Raw genomic sequence first — 22,401 nt, 5'->3', positions numbered from 1 at the left:
TGATATTTGGGAGTGTAGGGGCTGGCGATTCCGTCCAGTTATGGGCATACTGGCCAGCAAAATTGAGTGTTTTGGCCAATGGCGCAACCCCGCCTGAGTATGTAATGCGAACGGTTACCTTTCTTCTGATTGATCAAATGCTGGCCACCGGCACAGTTCTGCCCTTAGAAATGCTGCGCGGTGCCGAAAGCCGCGCCCGAGTGGAAAGGCTGGCAGAGCCCTTGCGCCTAGTAACAGCCAGCATAGATGGACAAGCGGTAAAAACCCGCTGCGGCTTTACCTTTCAACCTGACGTGTCTTTGGAAGAGGCACCAGACAGCGACTTGATCTACATTCCTGCGCTTTGGCGCAATCCCCGCCCAGCCCTGAAGCGCAGTGGAAAGCTTTTAAGATGGCTACGGAGCCAGGCCGAAGGTGGAGCTGCGATCAACGCCGTGGGTACTGGAGTTTGCTTTCTAGCCGAGGCAGGCCTCCTTGATGGCAAACCCGCCACTACACACTGGCACTATTTCGACCAGTTCAGCGCGGACTACCCAAATGTTAAATTGAAGCGCCAGTATTTTATCACTCAGGCTGACAAACTTTTTTGTGCCGCCAGCGTAAATGCCTTGGCAGATGTCACGGTTCATATGATTCGCCAGCTCTATGGAGCCGCTGTAGCCAGTCATGTGGAGCGTAACTTCTCCCATGAAATTCGCCGACCATTTGAGGAAATTGCTTACTCAGAAGGTTCGGTGCATCTACATCCAGACGAGGATATTGTACAGGCCCAGGCATGGCTAAAAGAGCACTGTAATACCGAGGTACGCCTCAGTGAGGTAGCGCAAATGTTCGACATGAGCGTGCGCTCCTTCAACCGCCGCTTTAAATTAGCTACAGGACAGACACCGCTGCAATATTTGCAAAATGTTCGCGTAGATATGGCTCGGGAACTGCTGCAATCCAGTAATCTATCCGTGAATGAAATTGCCGAAAAAGTTGGCTACCAGGATATGGGGCACTTCACTGCACTGTTCAAAAAATTCCTTGCCACTACACCAAGCGAATATCGGGCCACCGTCAGAGCCAAGCTATTCCGGGTCAATACCTGATTTCTTCAGGAAGATAACATCACTATCTGCAAAGTGTAGTTCCGCACCTAATTTTCGCGACAGCCATTGAAAGGTTTCAACACAAAAGAAGGAAATATGTGTTGGGTCGCGAATATAATGCCAGCTGGCAAAGCGTTCTCGAGAAATAACCAGCTTGGTCATCAGTGCCAGCACACCGCCAACACGTAATCGTGCCCACAAAGCCGACAACTCATCGCCAGGCGCGCTCAAGTGCTCCACCACTTCTGTCGCCACTATGAAGTCGTAGCTTTTTTCCTGAACCCGACGCTCAGGGAAGTAATAACGGTCGAACAACTCAACTTTATGGCCTTGCTCCTCTAATATTCGCGCCAATAATGGCGCTGGTCCACAGCCAAAATCCAACCCCACACTAGTAACAGAAAGCTCCTTCAATAAGGGCTTGGCGCAACGGCTTAGGAAACGGCGATACCCTTCATCCTCCATAGAGTTTTCATGCAGATTGTAATAGGCATGCTCTTCAACTGGAGTCAAATGATATTCTGCGGGCACAAACACCAATTCGCAGTTATTACATTGGTAATAACTGCGAAATTTGTCTCGATAGTAGAGATGTGCCGCGCGATGACGGCACAAGGGGCAAGAAAGTGTCAATTTATGCAGCTACCGTGTCAGGCTTTTTTTTCGCCGTGACTTTTTCAGCCTGCTCATGATTCAGTAAAGCGCCTTCACTGATCTGGATTTTTCGAGGCTTCATCGCTTCAGGTATTTCTCTAACCAGCTCTATATGAAGCAGGCCGTTGGCGAGCTTCGCATCAGTCACTTTGACGTGATCTGCTAGCTGGAAGCGTCGCTCAAAATTTCTCGCAGCAATTCCTCGATGGAGAAAGTTTCTTTGTGCAATATCTTCTGGTTTTTTACCGCTCACACTTAAGCGATTTTGCTCAACCTGAATATCGAGTTCAGATTGCTCAAACCCAGCCACAGCCATAGTAATTCTATAGCTATCTTCACCAGTAAGTTCTATATCATAGGGAGGGTATGAGGGTTGTTTTTGCTCACTGGAGCTCATTGCATCCAGCAGACTGGCCATACGATCAAAACCAATTGCAGATCGATACAGAGGGGAAAAATCAAAATTACGCATAGTTATATCCTCAATTCAGAGCAATATTCAATTTTGCTCGCCAATAAGCACGAGCATTGCTAACGGGCACTTTCACACTCAAAGCTACCAGCCGTACTCAATAGGTATGGGCCACAAGTTTTATTTCAAGGTCCCAAAGGGAAAAAATGCAAAGAGAAGAAAATTTGTCAGATCAATCCACTAGCAGGTTATTTATTGGTATTAAACCTGATGTGGTATCACAAGCATTCCTAGACGAGATAACCACTCAGTGCCAAAAGCAGCTAAAAGACACAACTACCAACCATATACGCTGGACAACCCCTAATAACTGGCACCTGACCTTGGCTTTTCTTGGGAGCACTCCGAAAGAAAAAATCCCCCAGCTTAAGCAGGGACTTATTGAGCTTGCCCACTGCAAAGGAAGTTTTCAAAGTAGGGTTTGTTCTTTAACCCCTTTCCCAAAACAGCACTCCAAAATTCTTGCTGTAGAATTAGCCCTAAATCCTAATTTAACTGAACTCCATGAGGAATGCCGGCAATTTATTGGCGAGCTTGGAATGGAACCAGAAAGTCAGGAATATCGACCCCATATCACCTTAGCGCGCAGTCGCAATAAAGAGGGATTTCGGCATATTGCACCGCGCAACCTAAACTCATCCGTGTTAGTCGAAAATGTCATTCTTTATGAGAGTGTTCCCCTGGCAGGAAAAAGCCACTACCACTCCTTACTCAAAGTACCCTTACTAAATGACTAAAGCGTAGAATAAAAAAGCCCGCTCTGAGCGGGCTTTTTGCATCCTCCTGAGAGGCTGAGACTTCCTATTTGAGAGCGCCTAAGACATATTCTGGATACATCACTAGGCGGGGACGTGAAAGGCGCCGAGCATCAAAAACAAAAACATAGCGTTTGCCTTCATCTTCTGCGGGTATAGTGCGACGGAACTTCCAGGTATTGATTTTGTACGTCTGCCTACCCGCCTCAACTGTCGCTACCAAGCGATATTGATTATTTCCCAGGAATTCAAAAGGTTGCTTATCCCCACGGGAAGGCTTAAGAAGCAAACTGCGGAAAGTCTGTTTGTTTTCCCCATCTTTGTCGGATAGTAATTCACTCAAACGCTTCTGTTCCCGCTCGACATAGGCAAGCAACTCGGGATCAATATCTCTCTCAACAGTCGGAACCGGCTCAGGTTGCACCTGTCGTTTCTGGGGTTTCTCAATTGCCGCTGCCTTCAGCTTAGGAGGCTTTTGCTTTGCTGCTTCAGCTTTAGCACTTCTTGCCAAAGCGGCACGCCTCTCAGAAGCCTCTGCCTTGGCCAGCATAGAATCCACCACCTGGCTAATCTTATCCTGCTGGGCAGAAACCTTGGCCTTGGTCTCGGCAATGCCTTTTTTCTCTTCGTCGAGCCTAGCCAAAAGCTCTTGGTGGTTCACCTTGATAAACTCTAAGCGTCGGCTGCGGCTATCCACCCCTCGCTCGGCCATTGCAAAGCCGTGCTTGGCTTTGGTCAGGCGACGCTCAGAATCTGAGGTGCCATTGGATTCATGGAGCCTACGTGCCTCCTCGAGCTCGACACGGCTCGCCTCATATTCCTTGCGAAGCTCGTTGAGAGATTCCTGCGCACGCTCGAGCTTATACTCATAAGAGAGCAGTTCATTCTCAATATCTTCCAGCTCAACCTGCCTGTTTTCCAGGGACTGCTCCAGGCGCGCCAGTCGGTTTTTTTCCACAGTGAGGTTTGACTGCGCCTGCGCTGTCATTCCGCTAAAAACTACTAAGCCCGCCAAGAAGAGCGAGCAATACCGCTTTACCGCCATTGTCCAGAACCTGTTTCTCGATTTTTCGACACTCGTAAGATAAAAGCGCAGAGGTTAAATTTTGTTCAAAACTTCATCTACTCTGTCGCAGCATTGTCAATTTTACGCAGGCCTGAGCTCGCGAGCAATGACCTCTCGTCCACCCTTTGCCCCCATTTGATGAATAATCCCCTTAAACCTAAGTGCTAAAGTCGTCTTAATGACGCTTCGCCGAATTTTATGTGACATTTTCAAGCGATAGCGCTTGATTTTTTTTTTAGCGGAAGCATTATGGGTAACAGGGAGACGATCGCTGAACACAGCGGAAACCCGACCCGGACGTAAAACACCCAGAGCTGCTCAGACAGCAATTATTCGTTGCGCTACCGGCGACTCGGCGATTCAACTGCGGACTCGACCCCTCCCATTAGGGCGCCCTACCTTCTTTGAATAGCAAACCGCACAAGCGGCCTGCATGGTTTCCTATAACCGGAGGTATTTATCCATGAAATCAGCGCCTAACGATAACATTGTGTTCCGCGATATCGACAAATCTGCTGCCCTGTCAAATACGGTATCTAAGAAATTACACAAACTGGAACGTTATTGTGGCGACATCATACATAGTCGTGTAGTTCTGGAAGCTCCCCACCAACACAAAAGCAAAGGCAAGCAATACAAAGCCTCCCTTGAACTTGCCATTAGTGGCAATCCCGTGACCATCAGTAATGAAAATGAGTCTATCCACCGAGCGGTGAATGACACATTTGCCTCCGCAGAACGCTGCCTAAAAGAGCGTAGCGAGCGCAAAAAAGCGCAGCGCCATCAGGCGCTTTATGAAGTCGAGGAAGAATCCTAGAAGAGAGCAAAAACGGCGCACCAGCGCCGTTTTTGCATTAAATCCCGCTTTAAAAGCGGGGGGATTTTAAGATTTTTCTTTAGCAGCCCTCAATTTTAGAGCTAAATACTCAAGAGGCACCTCGAGCATAGTCACCACAAATTATATCCACTACCAGATAAACACCTTACTGCACTGGTGTACGCATAGTGACGAACTCTTCTGCTGCCGTTGGGTGAATTCCGATGGTTTCATCAAAGACTTTCTTGGTCGCCCCCGCTTTCAAAGCAACAGCCAAGCCCTGGATAATCTCACCAGCATCATCACCAACCATATGAACACCAATCACCTTATCAGTATCGGTATCGACCACTAACTTCATTAGGGTGCGCTCGGTATTCCCACTTACTGTATGACGCATTGGTCTGAATTCTGACTTGTAAATGGTAACTCTAACTCCGGAGTCCCTGGCCTCTTCTTCTGACAACCCTACAGTTCCAATATTGGGCTGACAAAATACTGCGGTGGGGATATTGTTATAATCAATCTCCGCAGTTGTTCCAGTACGCCAGTGCTTTACTAGGGCCATCGCCTCCGCAAGGGCCACAGGCGTCAACTGTGGCTCGCCGGTAACATCCCCAAGGGCATAGATAGAATGGACATTCGTGCGGAAATTGTCATCCACTGAGATTGTGCCATCGCGATGCAGCACGACCCCTTGCTCCTGCAAACCGAGTCCTTCAGTATTGGCAACTCTGCCTGTTGCATAGAGGACCATGTCCACATTTAAACTGGAGCCGTCCTCGACATGTACTAAAAAACTACCATCTTGCAACTTTTCAATGGCACTCACTTGATGGTTAAACTTCAAATCAATATTCTTTTTTACCATCTCATCACGGACAAAATGGCGAATATCGCGATCAAAGCCACGTAGGAATAAATCACGCCGGTAAGAGAGGTGTGTCTCAGCGCCTAAACCAGCAAATATCCCAGCAAACTCAACGGCAATATAACCCCCACCAACAACCAGTACCCTATTGGGGAAGGTTTCCATAGAAAATACCTCGTTGGAGGTCAGGATGAATTCTTTCCCAGGAATATCTGGGACAAAAGGCCAACCTCCTGTTGCTACCAGAATTCTCTGTGCCGTGTATTCGCGACCATTCACCATCACCTTATTGGCGCCAGTAACTTTGGCACGGCCGTCAATGACCGTCACATCTGAGCTTGCCAATAGGTTTCGATAAATATCGTTGAGGCGGGACACTTCACGTGCATTATTTTCACGCAATGTTGGCCAGTGAAATTCAGCCGGCAAACTGTTCCAGCCATAGGCTCTAGCATCGGTGAAGTCCTCATTAAATCCACTGGCATAGACGAATAATTTTTTGGGAACGCACCCGACGTTTACGCAGGTCCCCCCCATGTAGCGATCTTCAGCCACCGCCACCTTCATTCCCTGGGCGGCAGCCATACGCGAAGCTCGTACACCTCCAGAGCCCGCCCCAATCACAAATAGATCAAATTCATATTCAGCCAAAGCAAACCTCTGTCTTTAATTTATTACCTAACTTACAACGCAGGGGATACTTCCCCACAACACACCTTTCACGCCAGAGCTGTCACTCCGCACTTAATAACCGTTGACACCTATTTGTCGCTTCTATATTCATGTGACAACTATCACAAAAAATACTTCGCTAAACAAAGTGTTAGAACAACTGAGCAGGTTTGGCGGATAGAATAACAGCCACTAGAAAGAGTAACCCATGGGCAAGACAATGAACTCTCCTTCTTTAGCCATCCTCCGAACCTTGGGGCTTTTGTCTTTGCTGATTTCAAGCTCCCTTAGCAATGCCAATACCCATCCTAGTTATCTCACAAAAGAATACTGCAGCAGTGTGGTAGAGCAGTTTGTCGGGGCAGGCATGCGCAGCCTAGACAAATATGTAAACGAGCACTTCAACCCAGAATATAAAGGCGGTATCCGTAATACAATTCGATTTCTTGAACAGCGGCTTGAGTGGCTAAATGAATGTAACGCCTACTTGGTGGATACCAATAACGCTTACGTTTTTCATAGCCAGGACGATACTCAAAATATTTTTTCGGCGATAAACGAGTTAACTCGAGAACTACAACATGTCCGCTCAGGCGTTGAATATCGGGACGATGCTGGAAATAACAACCCCGCCCCCTTTATTAAACGACGCTTTGCCACCCTGGCAGAATTGGTGGATCGCCACCACACACGCCTGCTGATGAAAAAGCAGTTCCAGTAGGGCCGTCACTACATCCTGAAAACATTCGGCCCGTAGTATCTTGCGGGCCTTGTCGCAGCGACGAAATCAGCTTTTTCTGGTGAACTTCGTCGCGGGGGAGCTGCCAGCCCGACTGCCAAACCCGACCATAGAAAAAACATCCGGCATCCGCTCTTTCAACCCGATTCCAATGCGTTTAACCAATGCGCCCAGGCGCGGGCGCTGTTTTTCAGTAAAAGGGATGGGTCTGCAGCTCTGCATCGCAGAAAGTCCAATACGCGCCACAAAGAAACTTGCGCCCACACCTTGCCCCAAACGGGTAGAAACTGTACTAACAACACTGTCGCCGACCAAATCTGGCCATATCTCGCTGATCGCATATTCACTGGCACCGCTATAAGCCACCAGCGCAAGTACTTTCTTGAAAAGGCGCCAACGCACTACAAGCGAAGGTTGAATGCCATAAATTTGTGCAACATCATCAATCATTCGTAACGATTGACGCAGGGCAACGAGGATGTCAATACTGGCAAAAGGACTGAGACCTACCAATGCCCCAGTTACTGTCGCGTGACGAACTACGCGGCGTTGTGCCTCCTGGTCGAGTGCATCGAGAAAAGTCACTTCCAAGTGCTGCAGTAACTCACTACTGTCATAATAATCCGGCGCCTCATCCAGTACCCGGTTGAGCAGTACACCCTGAGGCTTTCCAGAAAAATGCAGCTGCAACTGTCGACGGAGAGCTTCCGCTTCTTCATGGCTACGACACTCTCGCATGTCAGCCGCCATTGCCTGTGTTTTTTGCAGCTTGCGCAGCGGCCGACCAGCACGGAAAAATTCCCACAGGGAACTGACTATTGCCGCTGCAAGGCTCGCTATCACCACTCCTGCGAGAATACCAAGGCTCCAGTGCTTATCTGCCGCCCAGGTATACATCTGGCGTAATTCCCAAGCGAGTACAGCCACTATTAATGCTACGCTTGAAAGCAGTGCCGGCTTTAACCATTTCAGGCGAAAAACAGGCAGGCGCAACTCAGAAAAAGCAATCCTATCGGGTAGTGATTCTCCCGTGGTAATAGATCTCGGAATGTCCTCCCCTTCCTCTTGCAGGGTTTCTACACGCGTAGTATCCCGGTGAGGGGCTTCACTTTCTGGTTCCTGCAGGGACTCTATCCGCGTTACCCGGCGAGGAGCCTGTTTATTCTCATCACCCATCAAACTTTATCTCCAAGCAACAAATTCAAAAGCGCATCGACGCGGATATGAGGAATGGAACCTGAGTCCATACCTTGCGGGGGGCGCAACTGGGGTGGAGCAGCCCCGGTATAATGACCCCAGCCACTCTCTTCACTGGGCAGGCGTGAGAAAATCTCAGCATTCTCAAAACCCAGATAGCGACCATCCAGGTCATGTCCAACCAGCATACGCCGCCCATTACGCTGATCCTCGCGGGAACAACGCACAGCAGCAATGGCTTCACTAAAGATCGGCAAGCCACGGTGGCGCGCTCCGCTAAAAGTTTGCTGCAGTTGCTGGCCAAGCAGCTGACGCAAGGCATCGTGATCAGCCGCAAGCACCTGATCAACCTTAGTCGCGGCAAAGAGCAAGCGATTCACCTTAGGACGCCATAACTTACTCAGGAACCCAGACTCTCCATAGCGGAAAGTATCGGCAATATGAGTAAAAGCCAGACGCATATCCTCCAAGGCCTGCTCACCCGCAAACAAGGTGCCGATCATATCCACCAGGACCAGCTGCCGATCGAGGTGTTTAAAATGGCTCTCGAGAAAAGGGGCCACCTTCCCCTCCACATAAGCCTCATAAAGGCGACGCAGAACCTGATAATTACTACCATCAGGCAACTGTTTCAATTGATCGGCACTAAAGCCTCTGAGATCCAGCAGAGGTAATAGCTGATAATCCTCGTCATCCAACAATGCTCGTCCCGGCTGCAGATAGCTGAGTTTTCGCTTTTCGCGGCAGTCCAATAGAAATTGACGATATTCCCGCCACAATGACCGCAGCTCTGACTCCTTTGCCTCAGCCTCGGGGGAGAGCGCTGCCAAGCGTGTCAGCAGCCCCGGGGCCAATCCCGCGCGCGTATCGCTCGCAATAATATGGGCTTGATGGCGACACCAGTCGCGAAAATCCATTCTCAGCATCGGCAAGTCCATCAACCACTCACCTGGGTAGTCCCGCAGCTCCAGGATCAAGGTTTTATGATCGCCCCCCCCAAAACGACGATGCCGTCGCAAGTAAATGTGCAATTCCATTGCCGATACATCTCGGGTACTTTGTGGCCATCTCGGTGGATGCGACATCAAAGCACTCAAGCAGCCTTCATAGTCAAAGACTGGTAGGCCAGAATCGAGAGCAGGCTTTAACTCCGCCCCCAAAAGGTCTCCATTTAACGCTGGGGCAAAGCCCGGTAGTTGTGCTTTCTGCGGGTGACTCAACTGGTAGATAAGGCTGGTAAGCAGAGTCGATTTACCAGCCCCACTCAAACCTGTCACTCCAACACAGACACGGCGGTCCATGAGGCGCTCTGCCAACCAATGAGATTTTTCCTGCGCACCCCGTCCCCAGTGACGCAACTTTTCCTTGAGGCGCTTACTGCGTTTGTCTACTTGATCTGAAGGGTACTCCAGGCTCACTTGCCCGGACCCTGTCGCTTGCGATTCCATGGGGAGTTCACTTCCAAAATAGAAAACTGGGCCGAAGAAGGTTTGGCCCTAATGAGGAGGGCACTGCGCTGTGGCAGTGCCTACTCTGCAGATCAATAGAGCAGTTAGTCTACCAGTGCAACATCACCAGACCCCATAACGGAAAAAGAATCACTTTGCGGGCGTTTAAGAACGATATCCCCTGATCCCATGACCGCGCCACTGGCATTATCTGCGCGCAGGCTGCGGCCGACAAAGTCACCAGATCCCATGATACGAATATTGACATCTGCTACACGGCCACCGACTCGCATATCACCGGAGCCCCTGATTTCCGCTGAGAGCTTCTCTCCTGTGATGCCTCCGAGGAAAATATCGCCGGAACCGCTGATGGCAATCTCGCTGTTGACCGATAGTGCCTTATCGAGAATCAGGTCCCCAGAGCCTGTCACGTAAGCACTGAGATTTTCTGCCGCAGCCTTGGCAACACGCACAGTACCAGAACCCGTGACTCCAAGGTCAATGGTTTCACTTTCTAAGGTTTCTGCCACGGCCTGCCCGGAACCAGCTACCTCTAATGCCTCAACCTTTGGCATGGTGACCGTGAAGTGCACCTTCTGGTCCCTATCACGGGTAATGGTAATCACACCGAACCAGTGTTGAGTGTTGTCATCCACATACAGCTCCAGAGTGTTGCCCTTCACCTCCGCTTTGACATGGGGCATAACTTCAGCCGGACCACTGGCACTCACGGCAAAATGATCCCCCTGAATCACTTCAACGTGAGAACTGCCCCGTAGAGATACCCGGGTAAAGCCATTGACATCGAAACTTTTAGTTTCTTTTTTATCTCCCTCAGCCTGGGCGCTACTGAGGACAAAAAGGGCCAGCAGAGCAAACAGCGGGGCTAAAAAAGCTTTTTTCATGGTTGCCATTGCAAAATTCTCGTAATTATCACTGTTACGTATTACTTGACTACCCGAGTATACGAATTGGATGCAGTGCCTCCAGAAAATTTATGAAGGCACAAAGTGGGTGACCAAACAGTCTCTAAATTGCGTTCAGAAATTAACCTCTGACACACTCTGCCTCCGAACAGCCCTGCTGAACGAGTGCGCTACGAATTTTCTCAGCCTCAATAGCCAACTGATCAGATGTTGCACTCTTTTGCAGGGAAAAATCAAAATCTGTCAATTCATCGACAGGAATCAGGTGTATATGGGTGTGCGGTACCTCCAGCCCTGCAATCATCACACCTACACGCTTGGGTGAATACACTGCCTTTAGTCCCTTGGCGACTTTTTGTGCAACCAACATTAAGTGTGCCGCAAGCTCGGCTGGCACATCATCCCAGTGATTAATTTCTTCAACCGGGATTACCAGGCAATGCCCCGGCTTAATGGGGGAAATGGTCATGATTGCAATCGCTTTTTCATCCCTCCAGATAAAGTGGCCCGGTAAGTCCCCATTCAAAATTTGAGTAAAAATGCTTGCCATAATTTAATCCAATCAGTTGCAAATTTTTTATTTAGTTCAAGCGTGCAGTCTAACATCTACGCTAAAAAACTCAGAATAAAGGGATAAAAAACACTATCTTAAAAGCAATTTTTTATTTGGCGTAGATAAAGGCAAACTGGACTAATACCTGTCGAACAAAATGACAATTTTCTTAAAGCACGTTGGCAGTCCGAGAGAATATGACTTACGCTGCTGAGCAATTAATGTTGTACCGTTAATGAGCCAGTGCATCCTGTGCATTTTTTCTATCACAATATTTTGGGCTCTGCGGAATTTTATATTTCAGTACCAACTGCTCACCGGGGGGAGAGATATGAACAGCCTGTTAGAACAGGTCGGTGGTGCTAAATTTGTCTGTCATACAGTCAATGAATTTTACGAAACCATAGGCCGCCACCTTTCCAGTTACGAAACCTGTGATCATCGCAAACAACAAAGCCGCCAAGCACAATTCCTAAACCACGCCTTTTCTGAACAGCCCGAGCCTGATCGCAGTAGTCGTGCCAGTTTCCTGGCTCGCGGCCTGAATCCAGCTCTGTTTGACGCCCTGCTCGAATATCTGGAAGCGCGCTTGGAAGAGCTCGGGTTTCCATGGCAGCTTAGTACAAGTCTTATACAAACAGCGAGTAGTCTTTACGGTGGCTGTGAGCAAGACCTTTCCATCGCTTGTTAACCCCACTTGCGCCGCACAAGTTGCGGCGTATGTAACCTCTCAATACAATTGCATCCTCACAGCCTTTACCTCCCGTTTTCCAGCGCAGCGGTAAGCGCTAATTCACTCACTCTTCAATCAGAGACTATCCATGAAGATTGCCAACCACACAGTTGTGGAAATCAACTACACCCTGAAAGATGCTGACGGAACGGTCATCGACTCCTCCGCAAATGGGGAGCCGCTTAAGTACTTACAGGGCGTGGGCAATATTATTCCTGGCCTTGAGCGGGAAATGCTGGAAAAAGCACCAGGGGACAAGTTCACTGCGGTGATCTCTCCTGAGGAAGGTTACGGCGTGCAAAACCCAGAGCTGATCCAAACTATGCCCCGCAGCGCCTTTTCCGGTGTAGAAGAGCTCGAAGTCGGCATGGCTTTCCACGCCCAGAGCACCGATGGCCACCCCATTGAAGTCGAAATTATCGATATTGATGGCGATGAAGTTACTATTAACGGCAACCACCCTCTGGCCGGAGTGGAGCTGCACTTTGAGATCGAAGTTATCTCAGTGCGCGACGCAACCGCGGAAGAAATCGATCACGGCCACGTCCACTAAAGATATTGGCGGCCTCCGGGCCGCTATTTTCCCCCATGCCCCCCTCTCTTCCTGAAAAAATCGTCCTCTTCGACAGCCAGTGTAACCTTTGTAACGGCTGGAGCCACCTGCTCATAAAGTACGACCCTCATTGTCGTTTCACGCTCTGCCGAGTACAGTCCCAGGCTGGCCAGCACTACTTGAGGAAGCTTGGGCTACCCCTGAAAACCTATGAGACCGTGATTCTATTAGAGCGACAGGGAGATTGCTTCCAGCAATACCATAAGAGTGAGGCGGCCCTTCGTATCTCAGCCAACCTTGATGGCTACTGGCGTTATCTTGTGGTTTTGCGCTACATTCCGCGCTCAGTGCGGGATTGGCTCTACGATTTGGTAGCGCGCAATCGCTACCGCTGGTTTGGCCGGCGCAGCAGTTGTTTACTGCCCTCGGCGGTAGACAAGCACCGCTTTCTGGAAGAAGTATCGGAAAAGAGCCCCAATGAGTCTGTCTGAACAATACCTACAACGCTTTGGCGGCATCGCCCGCCTGTATGGTAACCATGCCCTGGAGATATTGAATCGGGCCCATATATTAGTTATCGGCATCGGCGGTGTGGGTACCTGGATCGCTGAGGCACTTGCCCGAAGTGGTGTAGGCGCCCTGACACTAATTGATCTCGACGATATATGTATCACCAACACTAATCGCCAGTGCCACGCCCTCTCCTCAACGGTTGGACACATGAAGATCGAGGTCATGGCCGACCGACTCAGGCAGATCAACCCGGAGATTCAGGTCACCGCTATCGATGACTTTATCGCCACAGACAATCTGGCCGAGCTGATCGACCCCGATAGAGATTGTCTGGATATTGTTATTGACGCCATCGATAATGCGCGAGTTAAAGCTTCGCTGGTTGCCTACTGCAAAGCGCGAAAATTGCGCCTGATCACCGTTGGCTCCGCCGGTGGTAAGCGCTCTCCACAGGCCATTGAGTGTACGGATCTCGGTCGCACCATCAACGACCCTATGCTGGCCAAGGTGCGTCAGCATCTCTACCGTTTTCACAATTTCCAAAAGAGCAGCAAACGGCAGTTCGGTGTGGACGCCATTTTCTCCCGCGAGTCGATGGTTTACCCGAAACCCGATGGTGACGTTTGCCAGCAGAAAAGCGCCATGCAGAATGGGGTTAAGTTAGATTGCAGTGGTGGCTTTGGTGCAGCCACCATGGTTACCGGCACTTTTGGCTTTGTGGCAGCTTCCCGAGCTATAGAAAGGCTTCTACAGGCAAAAAGCACAAGCTAAGCCGACCTCAACTGAGTCCTGAGCAGATCCCTGTAGCGACGACTTACAGGGATTTGTTGGCCACCTTTTAAGCAAATACGCGCATCCCCACTTTCAAGGGGGACTATCTCGGCAATGGAGTCCAAACGCACAATATAAGAGCGGTGCACTCGCACAAAGTCATCTGGGTCTAAACGTTCCAGTAATTTTGCCATGGTATCGCGAAGGGGATAAATTCTTTCTCCCAAATGTAAATTTACATAATTCCCAGCGGCTTCCACCCACTCGATATCTCTTACATTCACCAGAAATTCTTTACCCAGCTTCTTTATTAAAAGGCGCTCCGGGCGCTCAATAGAGTCTTTAGGTCGCCCTTCATCCGGGGGTTCTAGTGACTCACCTTGTATGCGGCGTAGGAGAAAACGATATAAATAAACAGCCCCTAGTAGAAAGCCATAAGTACGAAAATCTTTCAGGTACTCATAGAAAAATTCAATTCCCCAGTGTCCAAAATTGTAGGAGCCACCTTCAAGGTAGTAGATCGCCGTACGCAGTGCCACCATAGCAACAACATGTAAAAGCGACCAAGGCAGGGTCAGCAGTAGATGTATAAATAAATGTCGAGCAAGTGTTTCCTTACTTAGGGGAAAGCGACGATCCCAGATCAGAATCAATGGGAACAACAGCCCCACAACCAGAATACTGGTGCCCTCCCAAACCAAAAACTCCCAAGGCTTGAATCTGGACTCCGCTCCGTGATGCTCCAGGTACACTACTGTAAATTGCACCAGCCATAGTACGAATAAGAACAGAATGCAGAGCCCTATTTCAAATTGCCGCCTGCGCGCCAGGTACATTTGTACCGTCATTTATTCCAATCCCCATGCATTTTAGCCGGTAGCATAGCTTCAACTCATCCCTGAAAACCACCATTCACACCTTTAGCAATGCATCTCACGTCCTTTGCATAGCAGACAGGGTATTTTCCCAAGGAACATAGCGAAACTTGTTTCAAATCCAAATGAAGGACGCCATGCAAAAAAAAAATCATCGCCGCCATGACATTGATGCCCTGCGCGTGCTCGCTTTTGCCCTACTCATTTTGTATCACCTGGGGATGGCCTATGTGGCTGAATGGGGCTGGCATGTAAAGAGCACTTACCAGAGTGAACCTTTGCAGATCCTGATGCTGGCAGTTAACCAGTGGCGAATGCCATTGCTGTTCCTGATCTCTGGGGCCGCAACATACTTTCTGCTGGCTAAGCTTGGGAGCGCTCGGTTTCTGCTGAGGCGATTGCGACAGCTACTTATCCCACTTCTCTTCGGCATACTGGTTATAGTGCCACCACAAGCTTACTATGAGGCGCTCTCCAACGGCGTCATAGAGCCAGGTTACCTAAGCTTCCTCTGGCAATACTTTACGTTTCAACCCTGGCCGGCCGAGAGCTTTACAGGTAGCCATGTTGGCTTCACCTGGAATCACCTCTGGTATTTACCCTACCTGCTCTGCTACACGCTAGCCATTATTCCAGTATCTTATTTTCTGCATACCTACGGGCCAGGACTAGGAAACTGGCTATCTCGCTTTAGAGCCTGGCAGCTTCTATTCATGCCGCTGCTACCCCTCACTTTATACGGCCTCTATCTCTTCCCGCTTTTTGGTGGAATTAACTACGCCGTTGTTGGTGATTGGTATACCCATGCACAATTTTTCACTTTCTTTCTATTCGGCTACCTGCTTGTCAGCAATGAGGCTCCATGGAAACTGCTAGTGCGCCTGCGCTTCTTCCTGCTGATTGCGGCTCCGCTTTGTTTTTGCCTATTCCTACTGTTCGATCGGGTATTGGAAGAGGATATAATTCCTGGGCAGTCTTTAATTCAACTGATAGTGATTTATGCCAATCGTTGGTTCTGGCTACTTACAGTATTAGCTTGGGGACACTATTGCCTCAACCGCCCGTTTACATGGTTGCCCTATGCCACAGAGGCAGTTTACCCCTGGTACATCCTGCACCAGACAATTACTGTTGCGGCGCTCTTTAAGTTGAAAGAGTTTTCCATGGGGCCGGTTATCGAGCCCCTACTGGTCTTTTTAATAACGGTGATAGGGTGTCTCGCTATTCATGAATTTATCATTCGGCGGGTGCCCTTGCTGCGATTACTGTTCGGCCTGAAAGCTAAAACGCCCTGTAGAGTCCCAAGCCTCAGCCCTGCCAACCAAGGTGCATAACCCTATCAAGACCGATCTGCGCCGCTCTCTATCTGATGTAATGCGCGGCGCATCAAAGCATAGAACCCATTACTGCGAGACTGACTCAAGTGCTTACTCAGCCCCAATTCATTAAATAGTTGGGGCAGATCCAATGCTTGGACCTCGTCCGAAGTGCAACCATCTATCTGAGAAAGCAACAGTGCCCCGAGCCCCTTCACAACCCGGCTATCGCTGTCAAGTCCAAAGAAGTGACGTCCATCTATTTCCCTGTGTACTAACCAGGCCTCAGATTCACAGCCACGAACGAGATTCTCCGGATTGCGGATCTCGGGCTTACGGGTAACCACTTTACTCCACTGCAATAGCTCACGATAACGCCCCTGCCAATTTTGATGAGAGGCCAGACACTCAAGTTGCAACAGGGAAAAATCATCTCTTACCCAGCTTTTGGAGTGAACCTCTACCCCAGATGTGACCAGCTGTTGGACCTCGCAATAGTCCTCTAACGCCTGCAGAAATGCCCTAATATCATCGTCAGTGTTATAAGCCGCTATAGAGGCGCGCACCGTAACCTGATTGCCACTGGTTCGCCCCAGTATTTGCGCACAGTGATGCCCCACCCGCACGGCAATATCCCGCTCATCCAGCCAGTGCATTAAATCCGTAGCACTGCCTTCGACCGGCACAAATGAAATTATTCCGAGGTTGTGACTAGCTTGACTGATCAAACGAAAGTTTGGGGATGCATTTAGTTCCAGGTGCAGCCAGTGTGTCAGTCTTTGTTCATGTTCGGCCATAGCGGTACGATCCTGTTGGGAGAGGAAATCCAGTGACGCCCCCAGCCCGGCTATTGCAGCCAGTGGTGATGTGCCCGCCTCAAATTTATGAGGTAATTCGGCGTAGTGGCTCTGCTGGAATTCCACTTCCGCGATCATCTCACCCCCACCGTGCCAAGGGGGCATTGACTCCAAAAGGGTTTCGCGCCCGTAGAGAAAACCGATCCCACTGGGGCCGTAAAACTTATGTGCGGAACAAACAAAGAAATCACAACCAATTTTTTGTACATCAATTTCTTCATGAGCGGCCAACTGGGCGCCATCCACGATCCACTTAAGTTGCCAAGGTCGTAACAATTTTCGAATTAATGAGAGATCTGGACGCAAACCTATTGAGTTGGAACCACCGGTCAGAGAAACCACTCGTGTACGATCGTTCAACACCTCTCCCAGTCGATCAAACTGGGGAATTCCTGCAGAGTGGGGCACATAGCGCAGAATCAGATTATGGCGCTTGGCCATCATCTGCCAGGGTACGATATTCGCGTGATGTTCAGCGGTGGAAATAACTATCTCATCGCCAGGCTGTAATTCACTACAAAGACAATGGGCGAGCAGATTCAGGGCCTCAGTTGCACCGCGACAAAAAATGATTTCTTTGGTACTAGCGGCATTCACAAACTGCTTGGTTTCATAGCGCACCTGCTCGACCATTTCAGTAGACCTGCGCGCTAATCGATGACTAGATCTATGAGTGTTGGCACTACTGTGAATATAGTAATCCCGCATCGCATTAATAACGGATAGCGGTTTTTGCGTGGTAGCTGCATTATCCAGGTAGACTAATCCTGCATTTTCCTCCTGGGCAAAAAGTGGAAACTGCTTCTTGAATTGCTCTGCAGAAAAACTCATAGGGCAAATAATATCTCAGTATTTTTTCGTGTTGCGCTGGCAATTTCTTGTAAAGAAATACCGCGCAGCGCCGCTAATTCGGCGGCTATTAATGGCAGATTTTCAGGGCTATTTCGCTGCCCCTGCCGCCCTGACAGTGGCATATCGGGTGCGTCGGATTCCAGTATCAAGCTCTCTAACGGCATACGTGTAACGGTCTTGCGGGTTTTGGCCGCGCGACTGTAAGTGATAGTGCCACCAACGCCCAAATAAAAGCCCATTTTCCAGTAGTCCATAGCCATCTGCTCACTACCACTAAATGCATGTACCACTCCTCCCCTTGGTAGAGGGTATTGCTTCAATAGCTTAAGTACTTCGTTGTGCGCCCGATGCACATGTAAAATCAGTGGTAGCTGTAAGTCACTGGCAACTTCCAGCTGTGTTTTAAATACAGTAATTTGTTTTTCCAACGGAGTTGCTATAGCGGCATCCAGGCCACACTCTCCGACAGCAATACAGCGATACTGCTGCAAATGCTCGGCTAGTGCACTGTTCAGTTGCACCTCTTTGATACACTCTTCATCTTCCTGGCAGTTTTTTGACACCCACCAAGGATGGACTCCAGCAGCCGCATGCCAATGGGGCTGACCGTCAACCAATAGCGCAAGCTTTTGCCACTGGGATTTACAAACACCGGGGATAATCAGTTGACTGATCCCCTTGGCGACACAGCGCTGCCAGACCTGAGCCCGATCGTTCTCGAAAATTTGAAAATCAAAATGACAATGGCTGTCGATCAATTTCACTTGTGCTTCTCTGGTTTTGCCTGCATCTTAGCATGATGCCCACAATGGACCCTGAGGCCCCCTTGATAGAAACGCTGTTACCCATTGCCCTTTTTGTCTTTTCCACCAGTATCACCCCTGGCCCCAATAACTTAATGATCATGTCCTCTGGATTAAATCACGGCGCCAGCCGCTCCTTACCACACCTGCTGGGTATCTGGCTTGGGTTTCCCGCAATGGTCATTGCTGTAGGGTTGGGCCTCGGCTCGGTCTTCAGCCAATTTCCAGTACTTCACGAGATTATCCGCTGGGTAGGCATTGGCTATCTGCTATATCTGGCCTGGCTGATCGCTTCAACACGCGAGATAGACTCCGCCAGCGATCGCCACCCCTTTTCATTTTTTCAGGCCATCGCCTTTCAGTGGGTCAACCCCAAAGGCTGGATTATGGCCATAGGTGCCCTAGCAGCATTCACAAGCCCAAATGGCGAAGTGTGGAAAGACATATTGCAGATCGCCCTAGCCTTTATAGCCATAGGCGGTCCCTGTGTCGCTGTTTGGCTGTTCTTTGGTATAGGGCTAAAGCGCTTTCTGACCAAACCCAACCACCTGAGACTGTTTAATATCACCATGGGCCTTTTACTGGCAGCCAGCGTGGTTCCTTTGGCGCTAGAAGGTCTGTATTGAACCAGCGCTCATTGAGACGCAGGAAAAAGGGACTACAAGTACCAACTTGTAGTCCCCATAAATGAAGGAAAGAAAGCGAAAAAATTTAGCGCGATGCGGTCTGGGTGGCAGTTGCAGCCCGCAAGGCTGCGGAATCCTCTAGCCAAACGATATCACTGGCATCGATCTGGCTTTCGGTGACATCAGATAAGGTTTCCCCCAGGCTTTGCAGGGTCTTCTCTTGCGAGGTGAAAGTTTCTATCGGCATCTCAAGCCAGGCCTGCCCCTCTTCGTCTATTACCTGACGCACTTCGCCTCCATCCAGGCTACTGACGTGACGGTCGATTACAGAGCTACTCCCCGGCGGTAAATAAATGGTGCCATTGGTGATATCTACCGCAAAAGCCACAATACCGGGGATGATGCCAAATAACAGTGCGGCCCCATCTAGTATCAATACAGCCGGGTCAACCCGTCCACCACTCTGCCCTTTGCGCTCAGGATACAGGAAGTAACCACAAGCACTCATATTGATCACCACGGTCAGCAAACCGCTGAATACAATGCCACGCTTTAGATTTCTATTCATGGCCTACCTCTATTATTAACTTTGATAATATTGTCCAGGCGGATACTTCCCCTGTAATGGGCTCCGCCAAGCTTTCGTGTTTCTCCCCTACAGCTCTCAATCAACTCATTATCGACGGGGTGAAAGATAAGCAAATTTACGCCTATCTGCACCAACGTACAACAATTGCCCAATCGAACTGCCTAAACTTTAACCAGCACTTGTTGCGGGATGTTAAGGAGATGTAGTCGATTTCTGACAGTGTGGATTGACGCACTTGTGATCAGGCCGGGCAGTGAGCAGTCGCCAGGGGTCCGACACCGGAAATTTCAGGGAGCAGTAGTCGTAGCGGGTGCCGCCATGGAATGGCTAAAGCACGGTATCGAATTCGGTACCGTGCTTTTTTAATTTCAGAAAGCGCAAAATTGCACCCTCAAGTGGCGAAATCCCCCACTCTCCCCCTGAAAAAATCCCTCCAGAGCTGTATCCTGCGCCCAACAACAAGAGTGGAGCTCACTACATGTACATAACCAGTGCCTTTGACAGCGGCAATATCGAAGTGATCAACGCTGAAAGCAGCCCTATTCAGCTGGCTATACGCCAGGATAATAACTCCGATTTCTACCAGTGGTTTCACTTTCGACTAGAAGGTGAGGTGGGCGCAAGCTATCCACTGAGTATTGTCAATGCAGGTAAATCCGCCTACCCGGAAGGCTGGGAAAACTATCGGGTGTGCGCCTCCTATGACCGTCAGAATTGGTTCCGCATCGGCGCCAATTACGATGGCAAGACTCTCGACTTTACCGTAACCCTGGATGAGCCCAGTATTTACCTGGCTTACTTCGCACCTTACTCCTGGGAGCGCCACCTGGATCTGCTGGCCTGGGCTCAGAGCAATGAGCGGGTAAAAATCCAAACCCTTGGCAAAACCCTCGACCAACGTGATATGACCATGCTCACTATCGGAGATGCCGAAACCGCCAAGCATCGGGTATGGATGATTGCACGCCAGCACCCCGGAGAAACCATGGCGGAGTGGTTTGTAGAGGGCTTCCTTGAGGCGCTGTTGGATGATGCCAACCCTCAAGCCCAGAAACTGCTGGCAGATACCGTTTTCTACGTAGTCCCCAATATGAACCCCGACGGCAGCGTTCGCGGCCACCTGCGCACCAATGCCGCTGGTGCCAACCTGAATCGCGAGTGGCTCAATCCCACCATGGATCGCAGCCCGGAAGTATTCCTCGTTCGGGAAAAGATGTTGGAAATCGGCGGGGATATCTTCTTAGATATTCATGGAGACGAAGCACTTCCCTATAACTTCGTTGCTGCCTGTGAAGGTATTCCCGGCTATGACGAGCGCCACGCAAAACTGGAAGAAACCTTTAAACAGGCCTACGAGGCTATCAGCCCCGACTTTCAAACCGAGCACGGTTATGAGCTGGACAAACCTGGCGAAGCCAACCTTACCATTGGCACCGCCTGGGCCGGTCATCAGTTCCGCACTCTGGCATTGACCCTGGAAATGCCATTTAAGGATAACGACAACCTGCCTGACCCTGTAGAGGGGTGGTCCCCAGCCCGCAGCCAGCAATTAGCCCGCGATATTTTGTTCCCAATACGCGAGACCCTAAAAATCCTGAAGTAATTTCAAATCAGCTTGAGCCCCGGCCCAATAAGCCGGGGCATTCTCCGAAATAAAACTGAGCCTATCAGCAATTCACTTTACAGGTCGCTCAACAAACCAGGCCAGCCCCATCTGGCTGCGCCGTTGACGAGAGATCTGCCCGCTGTGTAAATCCTCCCAAATTAAATCAAGCTCACCTGCAGTACTAACTTTAGCCCCCCAAAGAACCTTACTATTTGCATATTGGTTGATACTGGAATCCAGGAAATGCTTTGGAAGAAAAGTTTGCGGTAATTGCGCAATGACTTCTCCCTCAGGTGAAATTTGCACTGAGATAGGTACTAGTTCCGCTACTTTGTTTGCAGCAATTTCTTTTTCTAATTTTTCCTTTGTCAAATCTAGCCTACCAAGCCGTATCGCCCACCCTCCTTCCACAGCATCCACTAACTGGGACTTTTTACCTTCGATAGTGTTACCGGCGCGATCATGTTGAAACACCATTTGCCAGGTTTTACGAGTGGGCTCGGTAAAGCACCAGATTGAATGGACGCGATCTTCATTTATTCTTTTGGAGTGCTCAAAACGCCCGAGTAGAATCCCACGACTATCCAGCAGACCATGCCACTGCCCAAAATCTGTGGAAAGCTCTATTTTTCCATCCTCAAGTCTGGGAATTTGTCGGTGTACAGACTGGACCTTGGTCGCCACCTCTCCCGATACCACACTGGTAAATTGTGCATCTGACCAATGCGTGAGATCTGATTGTTTATCTCCATCGAAATCCAAATCCCAACCCACCCGCATCGGCTCCCCACTGAGGGCAACATTCACTAGTCTCTGCTTGGAACCAGCAATCACAACTCCATCAAAATCTACTTCCAGGATGGGATCGGCACAATACGCTGACTGATACGCATTGACAGCAACAGAAAAACCAAAGAATAAACTTATCAACAAACACTTTATTTTTATCATTTTTAGCACCAGCAATTATTCCACATTAAATTGGAGAGCAATATACTTTTCCCTCTTGTAACACATAAAATTTTATACCTCATTTACAAGAACAC

24 protein-coding genes are annotated in these 22,401 nt (G+C 49.5%); 11 read left to right on the top strand and 13 right to left on the bottom strand.

The genetic code is table 11. The features are described 5' to 3' along the window. The first annotated feature begins 104 nt into the window (after positions 1-104). Complete coding sequence (locus tag ACJJH9_RS06460; protein WP_444890731.1) at positions 105-1,091, top strand: GlxA family transcriptional regulator; 987 nt, start codon at positions 105-107, stop codon at positions 1,089-1,091. Here ACJJH9_RS06460 and ACJJH9_RS06455 read toward each other — a convergent pair. Next, entirely contained in the window at positions 1,071-1,604 is a 534-nt protein-coding gene (locus tag ACJJH9_RS06455) for a class I SAM-dependent methyltransferase (protein WP_444924681.1), read from the bottom strand. The two genes, ACJJH9_RS06460 and ACJJH9_RS06455, sit on opposite strands and share 21 nt — an antisense overlap. A 121-nt stretch (positions 1,605-1,725) precedes the next feature. Further along, positions 1,726-2,217: an Hsp20 family protein gene (locus tag ACJJH9_RS06450; protein ID WP_444924680.1), complete on the bottom strand. Its 492-nt coding sequence runs from the start codon at positions 2,215-2,217 to the stop codon at positions 1,726-1,728. A gap of 146 nt (positions 2,218-2,363) precedes the next feature. Here ACJJH9_RS06450 and thpR point away from each other — a divergent pair, with 146 nt between their 5' ends. Then, positions 2,364-2,954, top strand: a complete 591-nt coding sequence (gene thpR, locus ACJJH9_RS06445) for an RNA 2',3'-cyclic phosphodiesterase (protein WP_444924679.1) — start codon at positions 2,364-2,366, stop codon at positions 2,952-2,954. 64 nt (positions 2,955-3,018) lie between these two features. Here thpR and ACJJH9_RS06440 read toward each other — a convergent pair whose 3' ends face one another. Then, positions 3,019-3,960, bottom strand: a complete 942-nt coding sequence (locus ACJJH9_RS06440; protein ID WP_444924678.1) for a hypothetical protein — start codon at positions 3,958-3,960, stop codon at positions 3,019-3,021. A 541-nt stretch (positions 3,961-4,501) separates the two neighbouring features. Between ACJJH9_RS06440 and ACJJH9_RS06435 the strand changes: the two genes are divergently transcribed. Further along, positions 4,502-4,855: an HPF/RaiA family ribosome-associated protein gene (locus tag ACJJH9_RS06435; protein WP_252085368.1), complete on the top strand. Its 354-nt coding sequence runs from the start codon at positions 4,502-4,504 to the stop codon at positions 4,853-4,855. Between the two features lie 166 nt (positions 4,856-5,021). Here the strand turns inward: ACJJH9_RS06435 and gorA are convergent, their stop codons facing one another. Continuing rightward, complete coding sequence (gene gorA, locus ACJJH9_RS06430) at positions 5,022-6,377, bottom strand: glutathione-disulfide reductase (RefSeq protein WP_444924677.1); 1,356 nt, start codon at positions 6,375-6,377, stop codon at positions 5,022-5,024. 229 nt (positions 6,378-6,606) lie between these two features. Between gorA and ACJJH9_RS06425 the strand changes: the two genes are divergently transcribed. After that, positions 6,607-7,119 carry a hypothetical protein gene (locus tag ACJJH9_RS06425; protein ID WP_252085366.1) on the top strand — a complete coding sequence of 171 codons (513 nt, stop codon included), beginning with the start codon at positions 6,607-6,609 and terminating at the stop codon, positions 7,117-7,119. A gap of 66 nt (positions 7,120-7,185) precedes the next feature. Here the strand turns inward: ACJJH9_RS06425 and ACJJH9_RS06420 are convergent, their stop codons facing one another. The 4 genes from ACJJH9_RS06420 to ACJJH9_RS06405 form a co-directional block, all read right to left on the bottom strand. Then, positions 7,186-8,313 carry a TIGR01620 family protein gene (locus tag ACJJH9_RS06420; protein ID WP_444924676.1) on the bottom strand — a complete coding sequence of 376 codons (1,128 nt, stop codon included), beginning with the start codon at positions 8,311-8,313 and terminating at the stop codon, positions 7,186-7,188. Continuing rightward, positions 8,313-9,782 (bottom strand): YcjX family protein, encoded by a 1,470-nt coding sequence (locus ACJJH9_RS06415; protein WP_444924675.1) that lies wholly within the window; start codon positions 9,780-9,782, stop codon positions 8,313-8,315. The genes ACJJH9_RS06420 and ACJJH9_RS06415 overlap by 1 nt, the downstream gene beginning before the upstream one ends. A gap of 104 nt (positions 9,783-9,886) precedes the next feature. Further along, on the bottom strand, positions 9,887-10,696 hold the full coding sequence (locus ACJJH9_RS06410; protein WP_444924674.1) for a GIN domain-containing protein: 810 nt from the start codon (positions 10,694-10,696) through the stop codon (positions 9,887-9,889). Between the two features lie 133 nt (positions 10,697-10,829). Next, positions 10,830-11,258 (bottom strand): HIT family protein, encoded by a 429-nt coding sequence (locus tag ACJJH9_RS06405; RefSeq protein WP_444924673.1) that lies wholly within the window; start codon positions 11,256-11,258, stop codon positions 10,830-10,832. Positions 11,259-11,592: 334 nt separating this feature from the next. Between ACJJH9_RS06405 and ACJJH9_RS06400 the strand changes: the two genes are divergently transcribed. The 4 genes from ACJJH9_RS06400 (at position 11,593) to tcdA (ending at position 13,831) form a co-directional block, all read left to right on the top strand. Continuing rightward, positions 11,593-11,952, top strand: coding sequence for a globin family protein (locus ACJJH9_RS06400; protein WP_252085361.1), 360 nt, complete (start codon positions 11,593-11,595; stop codon positions 11,950-11,952). Between the two features lie 130 nt (positions 11,953-12,082). Next, on the top strand, positions 12,083-12,547 hold the full coding sequence (locus ACJJH9_RS06395; RefSeq protein WP_252085360.1) for an FKBP-type peptidyl-prolyl cis-trans isomerase: 465 nt from the start codon (positions 12,083-12,085) through the stop codon (positions 12,545-12,547). A gap of 35 nt (positions 12,548-12,582) precedes the next feature. Beyond that, on the top strand, positions 12,583-13,038 hold the full coding sequence (locus ACJJH9_RS06390; RefSeq protein WP_444924672.1) for a thiol-disulfide oxidoreductase DCC family protein: 456 nt from the start codon (positions 12,583-12,585) through the stop codon (positions 13,036-13,038). Continuing rightward, positions 13,025-13,831 (top strand): tRNA cyclic N6-threonylcarbamoyladenosine(37) synthase TcdA, encoded by an 807-nt coding sequence (tcdA, locus tag ACJJH9_RS06385; protein ID WP_444924671.1) that lies wholly within the window; start codon positions 13,025-13,027, stop codon positions 13,829-13,831. The genes ACJJH9_RS06390 and tcdA overlap by 14 nt, the downstream gene beginning before the upstream one ends. Here the strand turns inward: tcdA and ACJJH9_RS06380 are convergent. Next, positions 13,828-14,679, bottom strand: a complete 852-nt coding sequence (locus ACJJH9_RS06380; RefSeq protein WP_444924670.1) for a LytR/AlgR family response regulator transcription factor — start codon at positions 14,677-14,679, stop codon at positions 13,828-13,830. The genes tcdA and ACJJH9_RS06380 overlap by 4 nt on opposite strands. A 164-nt stretch (positions 14,680-14,843) precedes the next feature. On the opposite strand from ACJJH9_RS06380, the gene ACJJH9_RS06375 reads away from it, so the two are divergent. Then, entirely contained in the window at positions 14,844-16,040 is a 1,197-nt protein-coding gene (locus ACJJH9_RS06375) for an acyltransferase family protein (protein WP_444924669.1), read from the top strand. Positions 16,041-16,045: 5 nt separating this feature from the next. Here the strand turns inward: ACJJH9_RS06375 and ACJJH9_RS06370 are convergent, their stop codons facing one another. Next, a complete protein-coding gene (locus ACJJH9_RS06370) occupies positions 16,046-17,710 on the bottom strand; it encodes an aminotransferase class V-fold PLP-dependent enzyme (RefSeq protein WP_444924668.1) in 1,665 nt (554 codons plus the stop codon). Further along, complete coding sequence (locus tag ACJJH9_RS06365; RefSeq protein ID WP_444924667.1) at positions 17,707-18,495, bottom strand: TatD family hydrolase; 789 nt, start codon at positions 18,493-18,495, stop codon at positions 17,707-17,709. Before ACJJH9_RS06365 ends, ACJJH9_RS06370 begins: the two co-directional genes overlap by 4 nt. Before the next feature lie 32 nt (positions 18,496-18,527). Here ACJJH9_RS06365 and ACJJH9_RS06360 point away from each other — a divergent pair, with 32 nt between their 5' ends. Beyond that, positions 18,528-19,160: a LysE family translocator gene (locus ACJJH9_RS06360; protein WP_252085353.1), complete on the top strand. Its 633-nt coding sequence runs from the start codon at positions 18,528-18,530 to the stop codon at positions 19,158-19,160. 85 nt (positions 19,161-19,245) lie between these two features. Here the strand turns inward: ACJJH9_RS06360 and ACJJH9_RS06355 are convergent, their stop codons facing one another. Beyond that, the gene (locus ACJJH9_RS06355; RefSeq protein WP_444924666.1) at positions 19,246-19,728 is read right to left on the bottom strand and encodes a hypothetical protein; all 483 of its coding nucleotides are present in this window, start codon (positions 19,726-19,728) and stop codon (positions 19,246-19,248) included. A gap of 499 nt (positions 19,729-20,227) precedes the next feature. Between ACJJH9_RS06355 and ACJJH9_RS06350 the strand changes: the two genes are divergently transcribed. Further along, the gene (locus tag ACJJH9_RS06350; protein WP_444898580.1) at positions 20,228-21,352 is read left to right on the top strand and encodes a M14 family metallopeptidase; all 1,125 of its coding nucleotides are present in this window, start codon (positions 20,228-20,230) and stop codon (positions 21,350-21,352) included. 72 nt (positions 21,353-21,424) lie between these two features. Here ACJJH9_RS06350 and ACJJH9_RS06345 read toward each other — a convergent pair whose 3' ends face one another. Then, entirely contained in the window at positions 21,425-22,321 is an 897-nt protein-coding gene (locus ACJJH9_RS06345; RefSeq protein WP_444924665.1) for a hypothetical protein, read from the bottom strand. Positions 22,322-22,401 lie beyond the last annotated feature (80 nt).

The organism is Microbulbifer mixtoriginis (SeqCode) (assembly GCF_052466715.1).
This window is presented reverse-complemented; position numbering and strand designations above follow the sequence as displayed.

Excerpts from the sequence above, each read along its gene's own strand:
- ACJJH9_RS06460 (WP_444890731.1), top strand. The coding sequence starts at position 105 with ATGCGAACGGTTACCTTTCTTCTGATTGATCAAATGCTGGCCACCGGC.
- ACJJH9_RS06450 (WP_444924680.1), bottom strand. The coding sequence starts at position 2,217 with ATGCGTAATTTTGATTTTTCCCCTCTGTATCGATCTGCAATTGGTTTT.
- thpR (WP_444924679.1), top strand. The coding sequence starts at position 2,364 with ATGCAAAGAGAAGAAAATTTGTCAGATCAATCCACTAGCAGGTTATTT.
- ACJJH9_RS06440 (WP_444924678.1), bottom strand. The coding sequence starts at position 3,960 with ATGACAGCGCAGGCGCAGTCAAACCTCACTGTGGAAAAAAACCGACTG.
- ACJJH9_RS06435 (WP_252085368.1), top strand. The coding sequence starts at position 4,502 with ATGAAATCAGCGCCTAACGATAACATTGTGTTCCGCGATATCGACAAA.
- ACJJH9_RS06425 (WP_252085366.1), top strand. The coding sequence starts at position 6,607 with ATGGGCAAGACAATGAACTCTCCTTCTTTAGCCATCCTCCGAACCTTG.
- ACJJH9_RS06420 (WP_444924676.1), bottom strand. The coding sequence starts at position 8,313 with ATGGGTGATGAGAATAAACAGGCTCCTCGCCGGGTAACGCGGATAGAG.
- ACJJH9_RS06415 (WP_444924675.1), bottom strand. The coding sequence starts at position 9,782 with ATGGAATCGCAAGCGACAGGGTCCGGGCAAGTGAGCCTGGAGTACCCT.
- ACJJH9_RS06410 (WP_444924674.1), bottom strand. The coding sequence starts at position 10,696 with ATGGCAACCATGAAAAAAGCTTTTTTAGCCCCGCTGTTTGCTCTGCTG.
- ACJJH9_RS06405 (WP_444924673.1), bottom strand. The coding sequence starts at position 11,258 with ATGGCAAGCATTTTTACTCAAATTTTGAATGGGGACTTACCGGGCCAC.
- ACJJH9_RS06400 (WP_252085361.1), top strand. The coding sequence starts at position 11,593 with ATGAACAGCCTGTTAGAACAGGTCGGTGGTGCTAAATTTGTCTGTCAT.
- ACJJH9_RS06395 (WP_252085360.1), top strand. The coding sequence starts at position 12,083 with ATGAAGATTGCCAACCACACAGTTGTGGAAATCAACTACACCCTGAAA.
- ACJJH9_RS06390 (WP_444924672.1), top strand. The coding sequence starts at position 12,583 with ATGCCCCCCTCTCTTCCTGAAAAAATCGTCCTCTTCGACAGCCAGTGT.
- tcdA (WP_444924671.1), top strand. The coding sequence starts at position 13,025 with ATGAGTCTGTCTGAACAATACCTACAACGCTTTGGCGGCATCGCCCGC.
- ACJJH9_RS06380 (WP_444924670.1), bottom strand. The coding sequence starts at position 14,679 with ATGACGGTACAAATGTACCTGGCGCGCAGGCGGCAATTTGAAATAGGG.
- ACJJH9_RS06375 (WP_444924669.1), top strand. The coding sequence starts at position 14,844 with ATGCAAAAAAAAAATCATCGCCGCCATGACATTGATGCCCTGCGCGTG.
- ACJJH9_RS06370 (WP_444924668.1), bottom strand. The coding sequence starts at position 17,710 with ATGAGTTTTTCTGCAGAGCAATTCAAGAAGCAGTTTCCACTTTTTGCC.
- ACJJH9_RS06360 (WP_252085353.1), top strand. The coding sequence starts at position 18,528 with ATGATGCCCACAATGGACCCTGAGGCCCCCTTGATAGAAACGCTGTTA.
- ACJJH9_RS06355 (WP_444924666.1), bottom strand. The coding sequence starts at position 19,728 with ATGAATAGAAATCTAAAGCGTGGCATTGTATTCAGCGGTTTGCTGACC.
- ACJJH9_RS06350 (WP_444898580.1), top strand. The coding sequence starts at position 20,228 with ATGTACATAACCAGTGCCTTTGACAGCGGCAATATCGAAGTGATCAAC.